Consider the following 18,050-nt stretch of genomic DNA (forward strand, 5'->3'; position numbering starts at 1 on the left):
AGAAGAGAGGGGAAGATGAACATGAAAAAAGTGCAGCTTGATGGCGCAGCGTGCAGGTCGCAAGAAGAGCTTCATGACCAGCTAAAAACAGTTTTACACCTTCCTGACTATTATGGGAAAAACCTTGATGCCCTTTGGGACTGTTTGACAGGAGAGGTGACTCTTCCAGTTGAACTGACATGGGTGAATTTTCAAACGAGCAAAGACGCTCTTGGTGATTATGCTGAGAACTTGCGTCAGTTATTTCAAGAAGCAGAAGAAGAACTGAATGGACGATTTCAATTGAATATTCAATAAGAGAAAAAGCAGCCGCTGCCGCAGGCTGTTTTTTTGAGTTTTCGTCTTTTTTATACTGCTATTGAATATTTCACTAGATGTGATAATATATGAACTGTCGCTTAATTGATAATGATAATCATTTATGGCGGATAGAGCTTGATAGAAAGTGAGAAACCTGTATGAAGTTGTATCAATTAAGTTTGTTATTTGTATGTTTGGCATGTATATCTCTGTTTGTCGGTGTACAGGATCTGTCCATTTTAGAACTGTTTCATTTAACAGATGAACAAGTGCACACGTTAGTTTCAAGCCGCCTCCCGCGTCTCGTGAGTATTGTGCTTGCTGGTATGAGCCTTAGTTTATGCGGCTTTATTATGCAAAGCATGACGAGGAATAAATTTGTTTCACCAACCACTGCAGGAACGATGGATTGGGCGAAGCTTGGTATTTTAGCAGCAATGCTTGTTTTTACACATGCGAATCCGCTTATGAAAATGGGGATTGCGTTTCTATTTACTTTAGCTGGAAATCTTCTTTTCTTAAAAATCCTGCGGCATATCAAGGTGAACGATACGATTTATGTACCATTAGTCGGCTTAATGTTTGGGGGGATTGTCAGTTCAATATCTACGTTTATAGCCTATAAATATGATTTGATCCAAAACGTATCCGCATGGCTTCAAGGGGATTTTTCTCTTATTGTCCAAGGGCGTTATGAACTGCTCTATGTGAGCGTTCCACTATTGATCATTGCGTATTTATATGCTGACCGCTTTACAGTGGCAGGCATGGGCGAGAGCTTTGCTGTCAACTTAGGTTTAACGTATAAACGTGTGATGGCAGTTGGTTTGGTGATCGTTTCAATGATTACGTCTGTCACCATTTTAACTGTCGGGATGCTGCCATTCCTTGGATTAATCATTCCGAATATTGTTTCGATCTATCGCGGCGATCACTTGAAAAAAAGCCTCCCTCATACAGCTTTACTAGGAGCTATTTTTGTTCTGATTTGTGATGTGCTCGGAAGGGTGATCATTTATCCATATGAAATATCAGTTGGGCTCATGGTAGGCATCATCGGGAGTGCGATCTTCCTGTACATGTTATTAAGGAGGAAACGCTATGCATAAGAAACGTATATTATGTCTAATTGCAGCCATTGCAGCCGTGTTGATCGTAATTTTTATTACCTTTCAAATGGGGTACTGGCCGTACACAGTCCCAAGCCGTTTAAAGAAAGTGCTTGCGATGACATTAACGGGAGGCGCGATTGCCTTTTCATCTGTTGTCTTTCAAACTTTGACCAACAATCGAATCTTAACGCCGAGCATATTGGGTTTAGACGCACTGTACTTGTTTTTGCAAACAGCGATTATTTATGTGTTTGGGTCGACTCATTTAATGATCGTCAATAAGAATCTTAATTTTTTCCTTTGCGTTGGGCTGATGATTCTATTTTCTGTACTGCTGTATACAGTCATGTTCAAACGCAAAAATAAACACATTTTCTTACTTCTGCTTGTTGGAATTGTGTTTGGGACATTGTTCAAAAGTCTTTCTTCGTTTATGGAAATGCTGATCGATCCGAATGAATATCAGGTCGTACAGGATAAATCGTTTGCAAGCTTTAATCACATGAACACGGACATCTTACTGATTGCTTCTGTTTTATTTGCGGCGCTGTGTGTTTACATTTGGACATTCCGCTCCAAATTAGATGTCATGTCTCTTGGTAAGGAGCATGCGGTAAATCTAGGCATTGACTATGACAGCATCACAAAAAAGATGCTGATCGTGATAGCTGTCCTTGTGTCTATCGCAACGGCACTTGTCGGACCAATTACGTTCCTCGGCTTACTTGCCGTAAACGTCGCACGAGAGCTTTTTCGGACATACCGGCATACATACTTGCTATTAGGCTCTTTTTTTATCAGCGTGATTGCCCTTGTAGGCGGGGAATTTCTTGTAGAAAAGGTATTTACTTTTCAAACGCCGCTTAGTGTGTTGATTGATTTAGTCGGCGGACTGTATTTTATTTATTTACTGTTAAAGGAGAGTCGTTCATGGTCTTGATGAAGGGCGTCAGTAAGGCGTATAACGGAAAAACAGTGCTTCACGACACAACGATCAGTGTGAAAAAGGGACAGCTGACGTCTCTCATTGGTCCGAATGGTGCGGGAAAAAGCACGCTTTTATCCATCATGAGCCGGCTGATTCAGCCAGACTCAGGTGCAGCTTATTTAGAAGACAAGCCATATAGTGCATACCCTCCGCAGGAACTTGCAAAGAAGATGAGTATTTTAAAGCAGGCCAATCATATGAATGTGCGGCTGACCGTTCGGGAGCTTGTCAGCTTTGGCCGTTTCCCTTACTCGCAGGGTCATCTGACAAAAGAGGATGAGAAGATGATTGATGTGTCCCTCCAATACATGAAGCTTGCCGATATCCAGCATCAATATGTAGATGAACTGAGCGGTGGACAAAGACAAAGAGCTTTTATTGCAATGGTGCTGGCGCAGGATACAGATTATATTTTCTTAGATGAGCCTTTAAACAATTTGGATATGAATCATTCTGTCGAGATGATGAAGCTCTTTCAGCAGCTCGTCAAAGATCTTGGGAAAACAATTGTTGTGGTTCTTCATGATATTAACTTTGCCTCTGTGTATTCCGATCATATCGTCGCCTTAAAAGATGGACAGGTCATTAAAGAAGGTGGAGTGGACGAAGTGATTCAAACAGATGCACTTGAACAAATTTATGACATGCGCATACCGATTGAAGTTATTCGTGGTGAGCGCATTTGCTTATATTTTTCTTAAAAAAATGAAGAGGTGATCACATATGAAAAAATGGATATGGATAATGACTGTATTAACAGCGATCGTGGTACTCGCTGGCTGCGGAAATCAAGGACAAACAGAAGGAATTAAAGAAGAAACTGTGACGGTAAAAGACATGCTGAATAAAGATGGTGTAAAGATCAAGAAAAACCCGAAAAAAGTGGTCGTGTTTGATATGGGAAGCCTTGATACGTTAGACAAAATAGGTGTGAATGTAACAGCTTTACCGAAACAAGCGGTGCCTAAATATTTATCAAAATATGAAGGAGACAAATATGAAAATGTCGGCGGATTAAAAGAGCCGAACTTTGAAAAAATTGCAGAAATTAAGCCGGATTTAATCATTATCCAGCACCGTCAAGCAGATGCATTCGATGAATTTTCTAATATTGCCCCTACGATTTATATGGATGTAGACAATGCCAATTATATGGAATCATTTAAAAAGAATGCCAAAACTTTAGGCAAGGTTTTTGATAAAGAAGACAAAGTTAAAGAAGAACTTGCAGCCATTGATCAAAAAGTGGATGCTTTAAAGAAAGAAGCAAAAGAGTTAAAGAAAAATGGGCTGGTGATCATGGCGAACGACAGCAAAATGACAGCGTTCGGACCTAAGTCAAGATACGGTCTCATCCACGATGTGTTTGGTATCACACCGGCAGATCAAAAGCTTGAGCCATCTGATAAACACGGTCAAAGCATTTCGTATGAATACATGGTCAAAACGAACCCAGACTATCTATTTGTCGTTGATCGAGGCGCAGCGATCGGAGAAGAAACGTCTGCGAAACAGCTTGTTGAGAATGATTATGTGAAATCAGTCAAAGCGGTCAAAAACAACCATGTGGTGTATTTGAACTCTGACATGTGGTATCTATCCGGCGGCGGGCTTGAATCATTATCTGCCATGATTGGTGAAGTAAAACAAGGTATTAGCCAAAAATAATGAACGAAAGCTGCTCATCTTGAGCGGCTTTTTTATTGTGGATTCATAAAAATATGTTGCGTGCAGGAAACTTTCATCAAAATATGTTATAGTGGAACCTACATTGATAGACTAAGATAGAGTGAGGGTTCGGAAAGGATGAAGGAAAAAAGATCAAAAAGAAGACTAAGACCTTGGGTAAAAGCCGTGCTGTTTATCATGGCATTTGTCATGGTGATGGCAGTGTCCGTGACTGGATACGCATACTATAAAATTTCAAAAGCGTCGAATAAGGCGCAAGTATCATTAGAAAGAGGAGACACCTCGCAAAAGCGTGTGAAAGCTTTTGATCCAGGAAAGGACAGCTTTTCGGTGCTGCTGCTTGGAATTGACAGCCGTCCAGGTGAAACGGTAGATGAAGCAAGAAGTGATGCGGTCTTACTGGCGGCGGTGAACCGAACAGACAAAACCATTAAGCTTCTCAGTATTCCTCGTGATTCTTATGTAGATATACCGGGAAGAGGATATGATAAAATTGCTCACGCCCATGCGTTTGGGAGTGCAGATTTGTCAGTCAAAACGGTCGAAAATTTGTTGAACATTCCTGTAGACTATGTGATTTCAGGGAACTTTAAGGCGTTTCAAGACATTGTGGATGAGCTAAATGGAATTGACGTAACGATTGAAGATGAAAGCATCGCAAAACAGATGGAAAAGGATTCAAAGGGAAAAGTTCAAGTGCAAACAGGCACTCATAGACTGAATGGCGAAGAAGCTTTGGCCTTCGTGAGAACGAGAAAGGCTGATAGTGATCTCATGCGCGGAAAGCGCCAAATGGAAGCACTTCAAGCCATCTTTGAAAAATCTAAATCGATTTCTTCGATCCCGTCATACGACAACATCATTGATACGCTTGGTGATAATGTCTCAACCAACCTTTCCATGAAACAGTTCATCGGTCTTTTTCCATTACTGAGCTCATTGAAATCAGTGGATACGATTCAGCTAAAGGGCCATGATTATCAGCCTGGGAATGTGTATTACTTTGAGTTAGATGGACCAGGATTAGAAGAAGTTAGAACAGAGCTGAGAAAACAGCTTGAATTATCATAAATAAGAAGGAGCCTGCCGCCGCGGCAGGCTTTTTTTGCATGGGTACCGCGCCGCATTTCAGCAAGAAGTTAATTTGCTTGATGCAGAAAATATGCAGTCAGCAGTTCCTCTACCCGGTGACGTATACGCGGATTAAAGTATTTATGCTTTTCTTCATAGCCATTTATGATAAATAGATACGTTGTAAATCCTTCATCGTGTTCAATTTGCTGTACTTTCATATTTTCTTTACGTAAATGCTGCTTCAGTTCGTAAAGTGCTTTCTGTGCTTCCTTTAACACAGAGGTCACAAGCTGAATGTATGGTTCATTTAGTTTAAATGTTTGATGTTGTTTTAAGTGTGTCAGGTCACGATTGAGGATGGAGATGACCATTGGAAGAAAGATGGCCTGTTCCATCATCTGAAGCTGTATTCTTGATAGTCTTGTCATGTCCAAGCCTGCTTTCTTTATGAATAGAACAAATGTTCTTGTTTATTATATCGAATGAGTCAAACAATCTCAAGGGGGCGAGTGGGATTCATTTGTATATTTTTATGTTTTCCATGTAAAATGAAATGTAGACAAACCTTGAAGGAGTCAAACAAGTTGACATCATTTCTTTCTCTATTTACTCATGAAAATATCACATCATTTTTTGAAAGCTACAAGGCTTTTGGACCAATTGTCGCTATATTGCTTCCTCTGATTGAAGCATTTCTTCCGTTTTTACCACTTGTGGCGTTTGCGGTGGCCAATGCAAATGCATTCGGCCTTTGGGAAGGCTTTTTATTAACCTGGATCGGTGCAAGTGCAGGGTCTATTCTTGTCTTTTTACTGATCAGAAAATTTGGACAGATGAGAATGCTGAACTTTATCAGCAGACACCCTTCCATTAAGAAATTGATGCTTTGGGTAGAGAAGCGGGGATTTGGTCCGTTATTTATTTTACTCTGCTTTCCTTTTACACCTTCTGCGGCTGTCAATGTTGTCGCAGGCTTATCAAGAATTAGCATGTGGCAATTTTCATTAGCTGCTTTAGCTGGTAAGTGTGTCATGCTCTTTATCATTAGTTTTATCGGTTATGATCTTTCTGCTTTAGTAAAGAATCCGTTAAGAAGTGTTTTTGCGGTTCTAGTTATCGTTTTATTATGGTATGTTGGAAAGAGAGTAGAAAATAGGTTGAATATTCGAATGAGCAAGCGTGAGGACAAAGGAGGCTCTTAATGAAAAAGAAGCCATTGCTGTGGTTGATGATTATTACATGCATCGTCTTATTGTTCCAGGTAAAGAATTTCATGTTTGTGAAGTATAAAGTAGAAGGGGTTAGTATGGACCCTACATTTACAGATGGAACAGAATTATTAATCAACAAGTTCTCGCCAAAACTCACGAAAATTAGCCGGTTTGATTATGTGTTATTTCACGGACCCAAAAATCAAATTTTGATCAAACGGGTCATTGGGCTCCCAGGAGAATCGATCAAGTATGTAGATGATCAGTTATTTGTCGATGGGGAAAAATGGAAAGAACCCTATTTAAAAGAGCAGAAAAAACATAAAATGGGGAATGTCCTGACTGGAGATTTTCAGCTGAAAGCTATCACAGGACAAGATAAAATCAAAAAAAACCATTACTTCGTGATCGGAGATAACCGAATACATAGCTTCGACAGCCGGCATTTTGGAACGATTTCAAAGGATCAAGTAGTTGGTGTCAAAAGAAATCAGGATGAATAAAAGAAGAGGCGCTCTGCACATGCAAAGCGTCTCTTTTTTTATTTTGCGGCTTTATATTCAGGATGTCTTTTTGCCCAGACATGATGTAAGAATCGAAAAAACGGTGGCAGCATCGCAATGACAAGAATGATTCTAACGACTTGTACAGCTACTACAAAGGTTGAATCCTCATGGAGTGTGACTGCTGTTGTTGCCATTTCTGCAATACCGCCAGGCGAAAAGGCAAGAATGGCTGTAATGACAGAAATGCCTGTGACCTCTGCAATGGCAATTGAACTGAGAACCGTTGCAGCAATCAGTCCAGCTGAGCTGACGACGGCCACAATTAACGTGTTTTTTAGCCCGACAAACATCTGTTTATTCATTTTTGAACCGATGGTTGCACCTAGAAATACCTGTGACGCGATATTCGCTTGTGCTGGCCAGTAAGGAATCAAATCATGACCTATGAGCGCACCTGCACCTACTTGAAGAGCTGCAACTCCTAACATACTGCCAATCAGCCAAGGGGCAGGGAAATGAAGACGAACCGCGAGGCGTGACATAAGCCAGGCACCTAAAATAAGTGCGATACTCCACGAGATATTTGACAGGGTGAAAACGCCGGATGAAAAGGCGCTCCCTTGCACGGTTGCAGCTGCATCCGCTGGATTTTTTGTATTTAAATAGAACACCGTAAATGGGATGGTGAGTACCACCATTAATACACGTGTTGTTTGTACGAGACTGACAACGGCTGTATTTGCTCCAACCTCTTGGGCAATCCCTGGCATAGCAGATAAACCGCCTGGTGCTGTTCCGACAAAACTGGTCAGCATATCTGTTTTACTCAGCTTCCATAAGGCAAAGCCAGAGAGCATCGCCAGTAGAATAGAAAAAACGAGCATGAAACTCACAGGGAGCCAATGTTCAGTGAAAATATGAAGAACTTTCATGTTCATTTTCTGTCCGAGTTCGATTCCGAGAATAAATTGACCAAGGAGTAGCCATCTGCTGTGGATACGCAAGGTGTTGTTTCCTTTACGCTGAAACAGGGCGGGACGTCGCATGGCAATAAATGCAGCCGTGATTAATGTTCCGATCATCCAGCCAATAGACATTCCTGTTAAAGACAAAAGAAATCCACCTAAACCGCTTATCGCGATCAAAATGAGATCGGTTCGAAGGCTGTTTCCTTGTTTCATCACATGTAAACCTTCTTCCTATAAATTTGTTCAGTAAGTGAAATGTTGTTATCTTCACTATAATACAAAAGTCTCTATAAATAAAATACGAATTTTTTTACCAATTTCATAAGATTATCTTATCGAGAATCAGATTGCCTATTGATATAAATAGGTTCGTAATTTTTACTAAGAAGCAAGGTAATATGCAACGATTTTCCCCTATTTTGGTTATCTGTTGACTATCATTTTCAATTACACTACAATCCTTAGTGTGAGGTGATGACATGAAAATTCCTTCTTTTAAATATAATGAAAAGGGATTGAATCGCTTTTTCGGTCCTTTAGAGGGAAGGATTATGGAGATCCTTTATCAAGGTGAGGGTATGCCGATTAAAGAAGTGCAGCAGAAGCTGTCAGATGAGAAGCCGATTAATTTCAACACGGTGATGACTGTGCTGAACCGCTTAACCGAAAAGGGAATTGTCGAGAAGAAAACAAAAGGGCGTTCATCTATTTATAATCCCATTTTAACAAAAGAAGAATTTCTAAATGAGCAGACAAAATGGATTACCCAAGGGCTGATGGACGATTTTGGTCCACTGGCAGTGAATCATATGGTGGATGCAATTGAAAGTGCTGACCCTGAATTACTCAAAGTGCTTGAAGCAAGGCTGGCATCCAAAAAAGAGGAGCAGCAAAATGAATAAAATGAAATCGAGCCTGCTGTTTTTAGGCGGTATATTGATTGGTTTAACGATTTTTTATCAGATGGGTTATTACGTGCTTTCAAGCTTTTTTGGCTGGAATCAAGCATATAATCTTATTCATGTATGCCAATCTGTTCTCGAATTCTATGGATTCACTCCTTTGAAATATTTTCTAGATGCTTTAGTCCTCTACACACTGGGATTTGCGATTTTCTATATGACGAAGCAAATCAAAACGTACATTCAATTCAAGCAAAATCTGATGCTTGCAGTCGATTACCACTGGACCGAATCTTTATCTGAGAAATATGCAAATGACATCATTGTGTTTCATTGTCATGAACCGCTTGCTTTTGCCATGGGGATGCTTCACCCAAAGGTTTACTTATCAACGTCTCTCATGGACATGCTGGATGAAGAGGAGATTGACGCTGTTGTTTATCATGAATTACACCACAAATACAGCTATGATCCTTTAAAGGCTTTCACATTCTCAATGCTCACAAAAGTCATTTGGTACATTCCAGTGTTAAAGCATATGAGACAAAGCTATTCCGTTTTTCGTGAAGTGATCGCAGATGACTATGCGATTCGGCAGACAGGCACTGAGCTTGGAGTAGGGCAAGCCCTTTTGAAGCTGATTAAAAAGAGAACGCAGTTTCAAAAACAAACGAAGTTTGCGGTATCCTTTGGAGATCGGGCATTGAATTTAAGAATACAGAAGATCTTAAATCCAACATACAATATTCCTTTCAATGTACCCATCATTCCCATTGTCACATCAACCATTCTCATGGTGGCCTTAATGATTATGCTTAACCTAAATTACTAATTTTTTTTACTTATTAACATTACATTATGTAGTGTAAAAACAGGAGGAAATCACTATATGAAAACGAATCAAGAAATAGGAACACTTTTTGTACGTGTTATTTTAGGTATTATCTTCTTTCTACACGGACTTCAGGCATATCAAGGAGGTCTGGGGGGGACAGCGGCATTCTTTGGACAAATCGGTGTACCGGAATTTATGGCCTATATTGTAAAGACAATTGAGCTGGTCGGTGGTATCGCCTTGATTTTAGGTCTAGGAACACGTATTTTCGCAGCATTATTTGTACCAATTATGGCTGTGGCGATTATTACGGTTGGTTTTTCTAAAGGATTTGTTGGCGGTTATGAATTTGAACTATCGCTGCTTGTCATGGCCCTTTATTTAACACTCAGCGGCAGTAAGATGCTGTCCATTGATGGGTTGCTAAAACATCAGCAGCAAAGCAATGAAGCAAAATTTCATTAAACGATCATGAAAAAACTCCTTCTGCTATTTGTGGCAGAGGAGTTTTTTTATTTATCAAATTGTCGTTTTCACGTTTGAAAAAGTGAAAGAGATGAGGGATTTATTGAGAATAGTATTTTATTTGATAGATTGAATGAACAAAAAGCCGATTTCATTTTTTGACGGAACATACGATCTCCTATTAAAATAGGACTATCTAAGACACATGGTGCGTTAAAAGATATAAAAACCATACAGCATGCTGCTGTTCATCTTGAGCGATACGTTTCATCAGCTCTTTTGTTCCTTGATCCCGGACATAATCTGATATCGTTAAGTAAAAATCGACAGTTCTTTGTTCATCTTTAAATGCGAAAAGAAGCCCTTCTCTAAATTGATCTGGACAAGGTTCTGTTACGCTTGGTTTGTGATTTTTACCTGTTAAAGAATAATACAGCTTTGAAAATAGTTGATAGTGTCTGACTTCATCCTGGCGTATTTCTTGAATGATTTTTTTTGCCTCAGGAGTTTTTGCTCTTTGAGCAAGTTTTTCGTAGCATTGGATCGCAGAATATTCACCATTGATTGCTTTTTCAAGGTCTGAAATGATTCTTGTGTTTTGGCGCATGTCATATGGCGGGTAGTCGTAATAACCGTAATACATGATATTGCCAGCCTCCTTTGAGTTCATGATGGTTTATGATATGAGATGAGTAAGGAAAGGTGCCTATATCTTTTTAGGAAGGAGAAGGGGAAAATAGCTATTTACTTTTATTTTCGCTAGAATATGAGTACATAAGAAAGGTGTTGTGGAGCGTGGAGATTCAGTTTTTAGCAGGCAGATCGGGGAGTGGAAAAACGACTGCAATCTTAGAGGAAATCAAAGAACAGCTTCGGCTTGATCCGTTGGGTCCGCCAATCATTTTTTTAGTCCCGGATCAAATGACATTCTTAATGGAATACGAGCTTGCAAAAACGTCTGAAGCTGGCGGGATGATCAGGGCCAAAGTATTTAGTTTCACGCGTCTTGCTTGGTCTATTTTACAGCAGACTGGTGGAGCGAACCGGCAATTTGTGACAAGCACAGGAATTCAAATGCTTTTAAGAAAAGTGATTGAAGAGGAGAAAGAAAAGTTTAAGGTATTCAAAAAAGCGAGTGATAAGCCGGGGTTTGTCGAGCAAATCGAAAAGACGATGGCTGAGTTCAAGAGATACTGCATGCTGCCTGAGGATATTGAAAAAATTTCATTACAGAGCATGCATTCAGAGTATACAGAAGAAAGACGGGCAGCCGAGAAATTGCATGATCTGCATGTTCTTTATCAGCAGATGGAGCAGCATTTACAAGATGAATATGTGCACTCAGAAGACTATTTGACGCTTCTCACGGAGCAAATTCCTTTATCTGAAGAAATAAAAGGAGCACACATTTATATAGATGGTTTTTATCAATTTACACCGCAGCAGCTTCTCGTCATTGAACAGCTTTTGCTGCATGCTGAGAAAATAACGGCTGCTTTCACAGTGGATCGTTCCTATCATGATAAACAGCCAAATGAACTTGATTTATTTCGTATGACAGGTAAAACGTATTTCCAGCTCTATCAGCTTGCTAAAGAGTGCGGCGCGTCCATTTCTGAGCACATTTTGGAGAAAAATAACCGTCATCTTCATACGTCGGATCTTGCTTATTTAGAACGGCAATATGAGCAGAGACCGGTGAAGCCATATCAGGAAATAACCCCTCATCTCACAGTGTCTAAAAGTGCGAGTAAACGAGCTGAAATTGAGGGAGTAGCGAGAGAAATTCTTCATTTAGTGAGAGAAGAAGGACTTAGACTGCGAGATATTTCGATTGTAGCGCGGCATGTAGACGACTATAAAGATACGTTAAAAGAGGTTTTTCGAGATTACGATATTCCATTTTTTATTGATGGAAATGAATCGATGCAGTATCATCCGCTCATTGAATTAATTCGTTCAAGCTTGGATGTCATAAAAGGAAACTGGCGTTATGAGGCCGTGTTTCGCTGCGTGAAGACAGAGTTCTTATTTCCGCTCGAACTTGCCAAAAACAAAGCGAGAGAACAGGCAGACCAGCTTGAAAACTACTGTATTGCTTATGGTGTAAAAGGAGAACGCTGGACAAACGGTTCCCGTTTCCATTACAGGCGATTCCAATCCTTAGATGAGGATTTTGGACAAACAGATCAAGAAATTGAAATGGAACAGATGCTGAATGATGTAAAGGAATGGATCGCACCGCCGCTTTTCCAATTGCAAAAAAGGCTGAAAAAAGCGCAAAAGGTAAAAGACATGGTAGAGGCAGTTTATGTCTTTTTAGAGGAAATACAAGTGCCGGATAAACTTGAAAAGGCTAGGCTGGAAGCTGAAGAAGCAGGTAGATTAGCTGAAGCCATGCAGCATGGACAAGTATGGGATGCTGTTATTCAATTAATGGATGAATTTGTTGAGATGCTCGGTGAGGAGGAGCTCTCATTTCCTTTATTCCAACAGATGATGGATACAGGATTGGCCTCTTTAAAATTCGCTTTAATTCCGCCTTCACTCGACCAAGTATTTATCGGAAGTATGGATTTATCGAGAATGTATCAAGTGAAGTGTATGTTTATCATTGGGGTAAATGATGGCGTTATTCCCGCACGTCCTTCTGACGAAAGTGTTTTGTCTGAGGATGACCGGGAGTGGTTAAAACGAGCAGGAGCAGAACTCGCAGAGACAGGAAAGGAACGGCTGCTAGATGAACAATTTTTAATTTACCAGGCGCTGTCGAGTCCATCTCATCATTTGTATCTGTCTTATTCAGTGTCAGATGAAGAGGGGCGCTCTCTATTGCCTTCGCCTCTTATCAAGTATTGTCAGGAGCTTATGCCAAATCATGAGCATGCTTTGTATGTGTTAGACCCGGAACAGCTGGATGACAAGGAGCAATTAAAATTTGTAGCGAATGAGCATGTCTCGTTATCGTATACTGTCTCGCAGCTGCAGCAATGGCTCAACCAATACCCCATCAGTGGTGTATGGTGGAGTGTCTATAATTATTTGATGACGTCATCTCATCGGGATGTATCAAAAAACATCTTGTCGAGTTTGTTTTTTACAAATCGAGCGAAGCGCTTAAAACCTAACGTCACAAAAGAACTTTATGGTGATCACATTCAAGGCAGTGTTTCAAGAATGGAGAAATTCAATGCGTGTGCATTTTCTCACTTTGCTTCCCACGGGTTAAAACTAAAGGACCGGCAATTTTATAAATTGGAAGCACCCGATATCGGCCAGCTGTTTCACTCGGCCTTAAAGCATATTTCAGATACGCTTGTTGAACAAAAAAAGGATTGGAAAAACCTAACGAAGGATGACTGTGTCAACTATTCAAGACATGCAATCGAACAGCTTGCACCGCGTCTTCAAAAGGAAATCCTATTAAGCTCTAACCGGCATGCTTATATTAAAGAAAAGCTCCAGAAAATCTTGATTCGAGTCTCTTCTATATTAAGTGAGCATGCAAGAGTGAGTGGATTTTCTCCCGTTGGGCTTGAGTTAGGCTTTGGCGGCCAAGGGCCACTTCCGCCGTTTACTTTTCAATTGAAAAATGGCTGCACGATGGAGCTTGTCGGAAGAATTGACCGGGTGGATAAAGCAGAAGGTTCAAAAGGGCTGCTGTTGAGAATCGTCGACTACAAATCGAGTGAGAAAGGCCTTGATCTAGCAGAAGTATACTATGGGCTGGCCTTGCAAATGCTCACATACTTAGACCTGACGATTACGTATTCAAAGGAGTGGCTCGGTGTAGAAGCAACGCCAGCTGGCATTTTATATTTCCATATTCATGATCCGCTCATTCAAGCACCGATTCCGCTTGCAGAGGATGAAATCGAGCAGGAAATATTCAAGAAATTTAAAATGAAAGGTCTTTTGCTTGAAGATGTAGAAGCGGTAAAGCTAATGGATCAAACGCTTGAATCAGGAAGATCACAAGTCATTCAAGCTGGCTTGAAAAAGGATGGGTCTTTCCGTTCTGACTCTGCTGTTTTAAGTGAAGATCATTTCCATATACTCACACAGCATGTTCGGCGCACGTTTGAAGAGGCAGGCGAAAGAATTACAAATGGCGAGGTAGCCATTAATCCATATAAGTTGAAGGATCAAACACCATGCCGCTTTTGTTCATTTAAGTCTATTTGCCAATTTGATGAATCGATAGAGGATAATGAATTTAGAGTGCTTTCATCTGAAAAGGATGATGTTGTGATAGACCGGATCAAAAAAGAAGGGGATCAGTATGCAAATACCTAAACCGAATAACAGTACTTGGACGGATGACCAGTGGGAAGCCATCGTTTCAGAAGGACAAGATATCCTTGTTGCGGCGGCGGCAGGGTCAGGTAAAACAGCTGTTTTGGTTGAACGGCTGATTCGAAAAATGACCCGTCCTGAAGATCCAGTTGATGTGGATCGTCTGCTCGTTGTGACTTTCACAAATGCATCTGCGGCAGAGATGAAGCATCGGATCACAGAAGCACTTGAAAAGGAATTAGCTAAGAACCCCGGGTCCCTTCATATGAGAAGACAGCTGTCGCTCATGAATCGTGCCAATATTTCCACCATGCACTCCTTTTGTTTACAGGTTTTGCGCACCTTTTACTATGAGATTGACCTTGATCCAGGCTTTCGTTTGGCTGATCAAACAGAAGGAGAATTATTAGGAGATGAAGTGTTAGATGAACTGTTTGAGGATGAATATAAGGCTGGAAAGCCAGCGTTCTTTGAACTGGTTGATCGTTACACTTCTGACCGTCATGATTTAGATTTGCAATGGCTTGTGAAGAGAATTTATGAGTTTTCCAGATCTCATCCTTCACCTGAACAATGGATGAGGGCATTCCTTTCTCTTTATGATGTAGATGCTCAAACAAAAGTAGAACAATTACCGTTTTACCCATATATCAAAGAGGACCTTTCTCTCGTTTTTCGAAGCTGTCTTGAACTGCTCGAACGAGCTCTCGCCCTATCAAAAGAACCGGGTGGCCCCGCGCCGAGAGCAGAAAATTTTATAGATGATTTAGAGCAGATCAATGAATTAATCAGACACCAAGATGATTTTGAGAAGCTTTACGAGCTTTTGCCAAACATCAATTTTAAAAGGCTCAAAACATGTAAAGGGGACGAATATGACCCTGTGCTGTTAGAAAAAGCCACAGATGCACGCAATCAAGCAAAAAAACAATTAGAAAAGCTCAAAGATGAATACTTTATGCGCAGTCCCGCCCAGCATTTGAAAAGCTTAGCTGAAATGAAGCCGGTGGTCGAAACACTTGTGGAGCTTGTCATCCAATTTGGACAGCGTTTCGAAAGAGCGAAGCAAGAAAAATCAATCGTGGATTTTTCGGATTTAGAGCATTATTGCTTACGCATTTTAGCAGAGCAGGACGCGGAAGGAAATTTGATTGAAACAGAAGCGGCCAAGTACTATCAACAGCAGTTTGAAGAAGTGCTCGTTGATGAATACCAGGATACAAACCTTGTACAGGAAACGATTTTAAGGCTTGTATCTAAAGGGGAACATGCTGCAGAGGGCAACCTGTTTATGGTTGGTGATGTAAAGCAGTCCATTTATCGTTTTAGACTAGCTGAGCCTATGCTCTTTTTAAACAAATATAAACAATTTACACCAGACGGCAAAGAAACAGGGAAGAGAATTGATTTAAATAAAAACTTCCGCAGCCGTTCAGATGTGTTAGACAGTACGAACTTTTTGTTCAAACAGCTGATGGGGGAAACAGTTGGAGAAATTGATTACGATGAACAAGCTGAATTAAAGCTTGGAGCTAGTTATCCAGAAAGCGAAGATACAACGACAGAAATGCTTCTTGTACATTTAGATCAACAGGAAGCAGAAACTGACGAAGAGCGAGAAGAACTAGAGACCGTACAACTAGAAGCGAGAGTCATTGCTAAAAAAATAAGAGAACTGGTGGAGCAGCCATTTCAAGTGTACGATGCAAAACAGCAAATGACCCGTAACTTGCAGTATCGGGACATTGTGATTTTACTCCGCTCCATGCCTTGGGCCCCGCAAATGATGGAGGAATTGAAGAAGCAGGGAATCCCTGTGTATGCGAATCTTTCCTCCGGTTATTTTGAAGCAACAGAGGTGTCTGTGATTCTTTCTCTGTTAAAAGTCATCGATAATCCATATCAGGATATCCCGCTTGCAGCTGTATTAAGATCACCAATTGTTCATTTAGACGAAAATGAAATGGCACTGATTCGCACGAGTGATAAAAAAGGCACTTATTATGATGCTGTGAAGGCATTTATGAGTGTGACTCATTCAGATCACCCTACATGCAAAAAACTAGAACGGTTTTTCAGGTTGCTGCGTAAGTGGCGTGATTTCTCCATGAATCATTCAGTAGCGGAATTGATTTGGGAAGTATACCGCGATACGCAGTATCTAGATTACGTTGGCGGGATGCCTGGAGGCAAGCAGAGACAGGCGAACCTCCGTGCTCTTTATGATCGAGCGAAGCAGTATGAAAAAGCTGCCTTTAGAGGGCTGTTCCGTTTTCTTCGTTTTATCGAAAGAATGCAGGAGCGTGGAGATGATCTTGGTGCGGCAAAAACGTTCAGTGAAACAGAGGACGTTGTTCGCATGATGACGATCCACAGCAGTAAAGGATTAGAATTTCCAGTCGTCTTTACCGCAGGACTCGGCAGAAACTTTAATATGATGGACTTAAACCAGTCCTACTTGCTTGATAAAGAATTAGGCTTTGGAAGCAAATATATTCATCCAGAGCTGAGAATTAGCTATGCAACATTACCGCTTGTGGCGATGAAAAAAAAGATGAGGAAAGAGCTATTATCTGAAGAGCTGAGAGTTCTATATGTAGCGCTCACAAGGGCTAAGGAAAAATTATTTCTTGTCGGCTCTGTCAAAAATCAGGTGAAGGCATTAAGCAAATGGCAAAATGCTGCAACCGGAGAGGACTGGCTCCTCCCTGATTTTGAACGTTATCAATCGAAAACATACTTAGATTTTATTGGTCCTGCTCTCATCCGTCACCAAGCAATGTCATCTATTTTAGAAGAAACAGGTGATGTTGTTCTTTCACACCCATCAGCATTCACGATCTCATTTACTCAAGCTTCCGATCTTCTAAAAGAAGATATGTCACTTGAAAAGAAGCAGCAGGACGAGGTGGTACAAGCTTTGATGGAAGGTCTGCCTGTTGAAGAATATGGTGATGCTGATGAGAAAGTAGCAGAGAGACTTTCATGGAGATACCCATACCTAGCGGCCTCACAAGTCGGCACAAAGCAGTCAGTTTCCGAGATAAAAAGAATGAAAGAAATACAGGATGAGTATAGTGTTCCTTCTTCTCTTCGAAAAGCCCGTGCCACGATGTATGACCGGCCGGCTTTCATGAAGAAAAAAACACTCACTGCCGCAGAGCAAGGCACCGCAATGCATACAGTCATGCAGCATATTGCGCTTCCTTCTGACGAGCCCTTCGATGAAATCCGTATACATCAGCTGCTCGATTCCTTACAGCAGCGAGACTTGCTAACAAATGAACAAGTCCAGTCAATTGATCAAGAAGGAATTGCAGCTTTCTTCTCTACTTCTATTGGTCAAAAGCTGCGGAAAGCGGACTGGGTGAAACGAGAAGTGTCATTTAGTATGGTGTTACCTGTTAAAGAGGTATACAGCCATATTGATGCAGAGGGGGAGCCTGTCCTTATTCAAGGGATGATTGACTGTTTATTTGAAACAGATGGAAAACTATATTTACTAGATTATAAAACAGATAGAGTGCAAGGCAGATATACAGGCGGTCTTGAAGCAGCTGTACCTATATTGAAAAAGCGCTATGAAACTCAAATAGCGTTATATGCAAAAGCAGTAGAACGTTTAACAAACAGAACATTAGAGGAGAAAATTCTTTATTTCTTTGATGGTAATTTAGAAATTTCATTATAAATGTATCGGAATG

The 18,050-nt window shown here is 40.7% G+C and carries 16 protein-coding genes; 13 read left to right on the forward strand and 3 right to left on the reverse strand.

The features are described 5' to 3' along the window. Positions 1-21: 21 nt before the first annotated feature. The 6 genes from NSS80_RS05320 (at position 22) to NSS80_RS05345 (ending at position 5,160) form a co-directional block, all read left to right on the forward strand. Positions 22-297, forward strand: a complete 276-nt coding sequence (locus tag NSS80_RS05320) for a barstar family protein (RefSeq protein WP_041117044.1) — start codon at positions 22-24, stop codon at positions 295-297. 161 nt (positions 298-458) lie between these two features. Next, complete coding sequence (locus NSS80_RS05325) at positions 459-1,409, forward strand: ABC transporter permease (protein ID WP_041117046.1); 951 nt, start codon at positions 459-461, stop codon at positions 1,407-1,409. Continuing rightward, positions 1,402-2,352 (forward strand): iron chelate uptake ABC transporter family permease subunit, encoded by a 951-nt coding sequence (locus NSS80_RS05330; protein ID WP_041117048.1) that lies wholly within the window; start codon positions 1,402-1,404, stop codon positions 2,350-2,352. Before NSS80_RS05325 ends, NSS80_RS05330 begins: the two co-directional genes overlap by 8 nt. Next, positions 2,343-3,101, forward strand: a complete 759-nt coding sequence (locus NSS80_RS05335) for an ATP-binding cassette domain-containing protein (RefSeq protein WP_041117050.1) — start codon at positions 2,343-2,345, stop codon at positions 3,099-3,101. Before NSS80_RS05330 ends, NSS80_RS05335 begins: the two co-directional genes overlap by 10 nt. Before the next feature lie 22 nt (positions 3,102-3,123). Beyond that, complete coding sequence (locus tag NSS80_RS05340) at positions 3,124-4,068, forward strand: siderophore ABC transporter substrate-binding protein (protein ID WP_317222120.1); 945 nt, start codon at positions 3,124-3,126, stop codon at positions 4,066-4,068. 138 nt (positions 4,069-4,206) lie between these two features. Continuing rightward, positions 4,207-5,160 carry an LCP family protein gene (locus tag NSS80_RS05345; protein ID WP_034282168.1) on the forward strand — a complete coding sequence of 318 codons (954 nt, stop codon included), beginning with the start codon at positions 4,207-4,209 and terminating at the stop codon, positions 5,158-5,160. Between the two features lie 68 nt (positions 5,161-5,228). On the opposite strand, the gene NSS80_RS05350 is transcribed toward NSS80_RS05345, so the two are convergent. After that, positions 5,229-5,591 carry a hypothetical protein gene (locus NSS80_RS05350; protein ID WP_034282166.1) on the reverse strand — a complete coding sequence of 121 codons (363 nt, stop codon included), beginning with the start codon at positions 5,589-5,591 and terminating at the stop codon, positions 5,229-5,231. Positions 5,592-5,747: 156 nt separating this feature from the next. Between NSS80_RS05350 and NSS80_RS05355 the strand changes: the two genes are divergently transcribed. Both NSS80_RS05355 and lepB read left to right on the forward strand, forming a co-directional pair. Further along, positions 5,748-6,365, forward strand: coding sequence for a TVP38/TMEM64 family protein (locus NSS80_RS05355; protein WP_024425492.1), 618 nt, complete (start codon positions 5,748-5,750; stop codon positions 6,363-6,365). After that, positions 6,365-6,877 carry a signal peptidase I gene (lepB, locus tag NSS80_RS05360; protein ID WP_041117054.1) on the forward strand — a complete coding sequence of 171 codons (513 nt, stop codon included), beginning with the start codon at positions 6,365-6,367 and terminating at the stop codon, positions 6,875-6,877. Before NSS80_RS05355 ends, lepB begins: the two co-directional genes overlap by 1 nt. Positions 6,878-6,915: 38 nt before the next feature. Here the strand turns inward: lepB and NSS80_RS05365 are convergent, their stop codons facing one another. Beyond that, positions 6,916-8,061, reverse strand: a complete 1,146-nt coding sequence (locus tag NSS80_RS05365; RefSeq protein ID WP_034282161.1) for an AbrB family transcriptional regulator — start codon at positions 8,059-8,061, stop codon at positions 6,916-6,918. 266 nt (positions 8,062-8,327) lie between these two features. On the opposite strand from NSS80_RS05365, the gene NSS80_RS05370 reads away from it, so the two are divergent. Genes NSS80_RS05370 through NSS80_RS05380 form a run of 3 tightly spaced genes read left to right on the forward strand, consistent with a single transcriptional unit; the run spans position 8,328 to position 10,050 of the window. Further along, positions 8,328-8,750: a BlaI/MecI/CopY family transcriptional regulator gene (locus tag NSS80_RS05370; protein ID WP_034282159.1), complete on the forward strand. Its 423-nt coding sequence runs from the start codon at positions 8,328-8,330 to the stop codon at positions 8,748-8,750. After that, positions 8,743-9,582 carry a M56 family metallopeptidase gene (locus tag NSS80_RS05375; protein ID WP_041117056.1) on the forward strand — a complete coding sequence of 280 codons (840 nt, stop codon included), beginning with the start codon at positions 8,743-8,745 and terminating at the stop codon, positions 9,580-9,582. Before NSS80_RS05370 ends, NSS80_RS05375 begins: the two co-directional genes overlap by 8 nt. A 57-nt stretch (positions 9,583-9,639) precedes the next feature. Continuing rightward, positions 9,640-10,050 carry a DoxX family protein gene (locus tag NSS80_RS05380; RefSeq protein ID WP_034282155.1) on the forward strand — a complete coding sequence of 137 codons (411 nt, stop codon included), beginning with the start codon at positions 9,640-9,642 and terminating at the stop codon, positions 10,048-10,050. Positions 10,051-10,246: 196 nt separating this feature from the next. Here NSS80_RS05380 and NSS80_RS05385 read toward each other — a convergent pair whose 3' ends face one another. Further along, positions 10,247-10,693 (reverse strand): ferritin-like domain-containing protein, encoded by a 447-nt coding sequence (locus tag NSS80_RS05385; RefSeq protein ID WP_034282153.1) that lies wholly within the window; start codon positions 10,691-10,693, stop codon positions 10,247-10,249. Positions 10,694-10,845: 152 nt separating this feature from the next. Here NSS80_RS05385 and addB point away from each other — a divergent pair, with 152 nt between their 5' ends. Both addB and addA read left to right on the forward strand, forming a co-directional pair. Further along, positions 10,846-14,346, forward strand: coding sequence for a helicase-exonuclease AddAB subunit AddB (gene addB, locus NSS80_RS05390; protein WP_317222119.1), 3,501 nt, complete (start codon positions 10,846-10,848; stop codon positions 14,344-14,346). Beyond that, on the forward strand, positions 14,333-18,037 hold the full coding sequence (gene addA, locus NSS80_RS05395) for a helicase-exonuclease AddAB subunit AddA (protein ID WP_317222118.1): 3,705 nt from the start codon (positions 14,333-14,335) through the stop codon (positions 18,035-18,037). Before addB ends, addA begins: the two co-directional genes overlap by 14 nt. Positions 18,038-18,050: the final 13 nt, after the last annotated feature.

It is taken from the genome of Bacillus sp. FSL M8-0350, assembly GCF_038593345.1.
In the GTDB taxonomy this organism is placed as follows: Bacteria; Bacillota; Bacilli; order Bacillales; family Bacillaceae; genus Bacillus; species Bacillus safensis.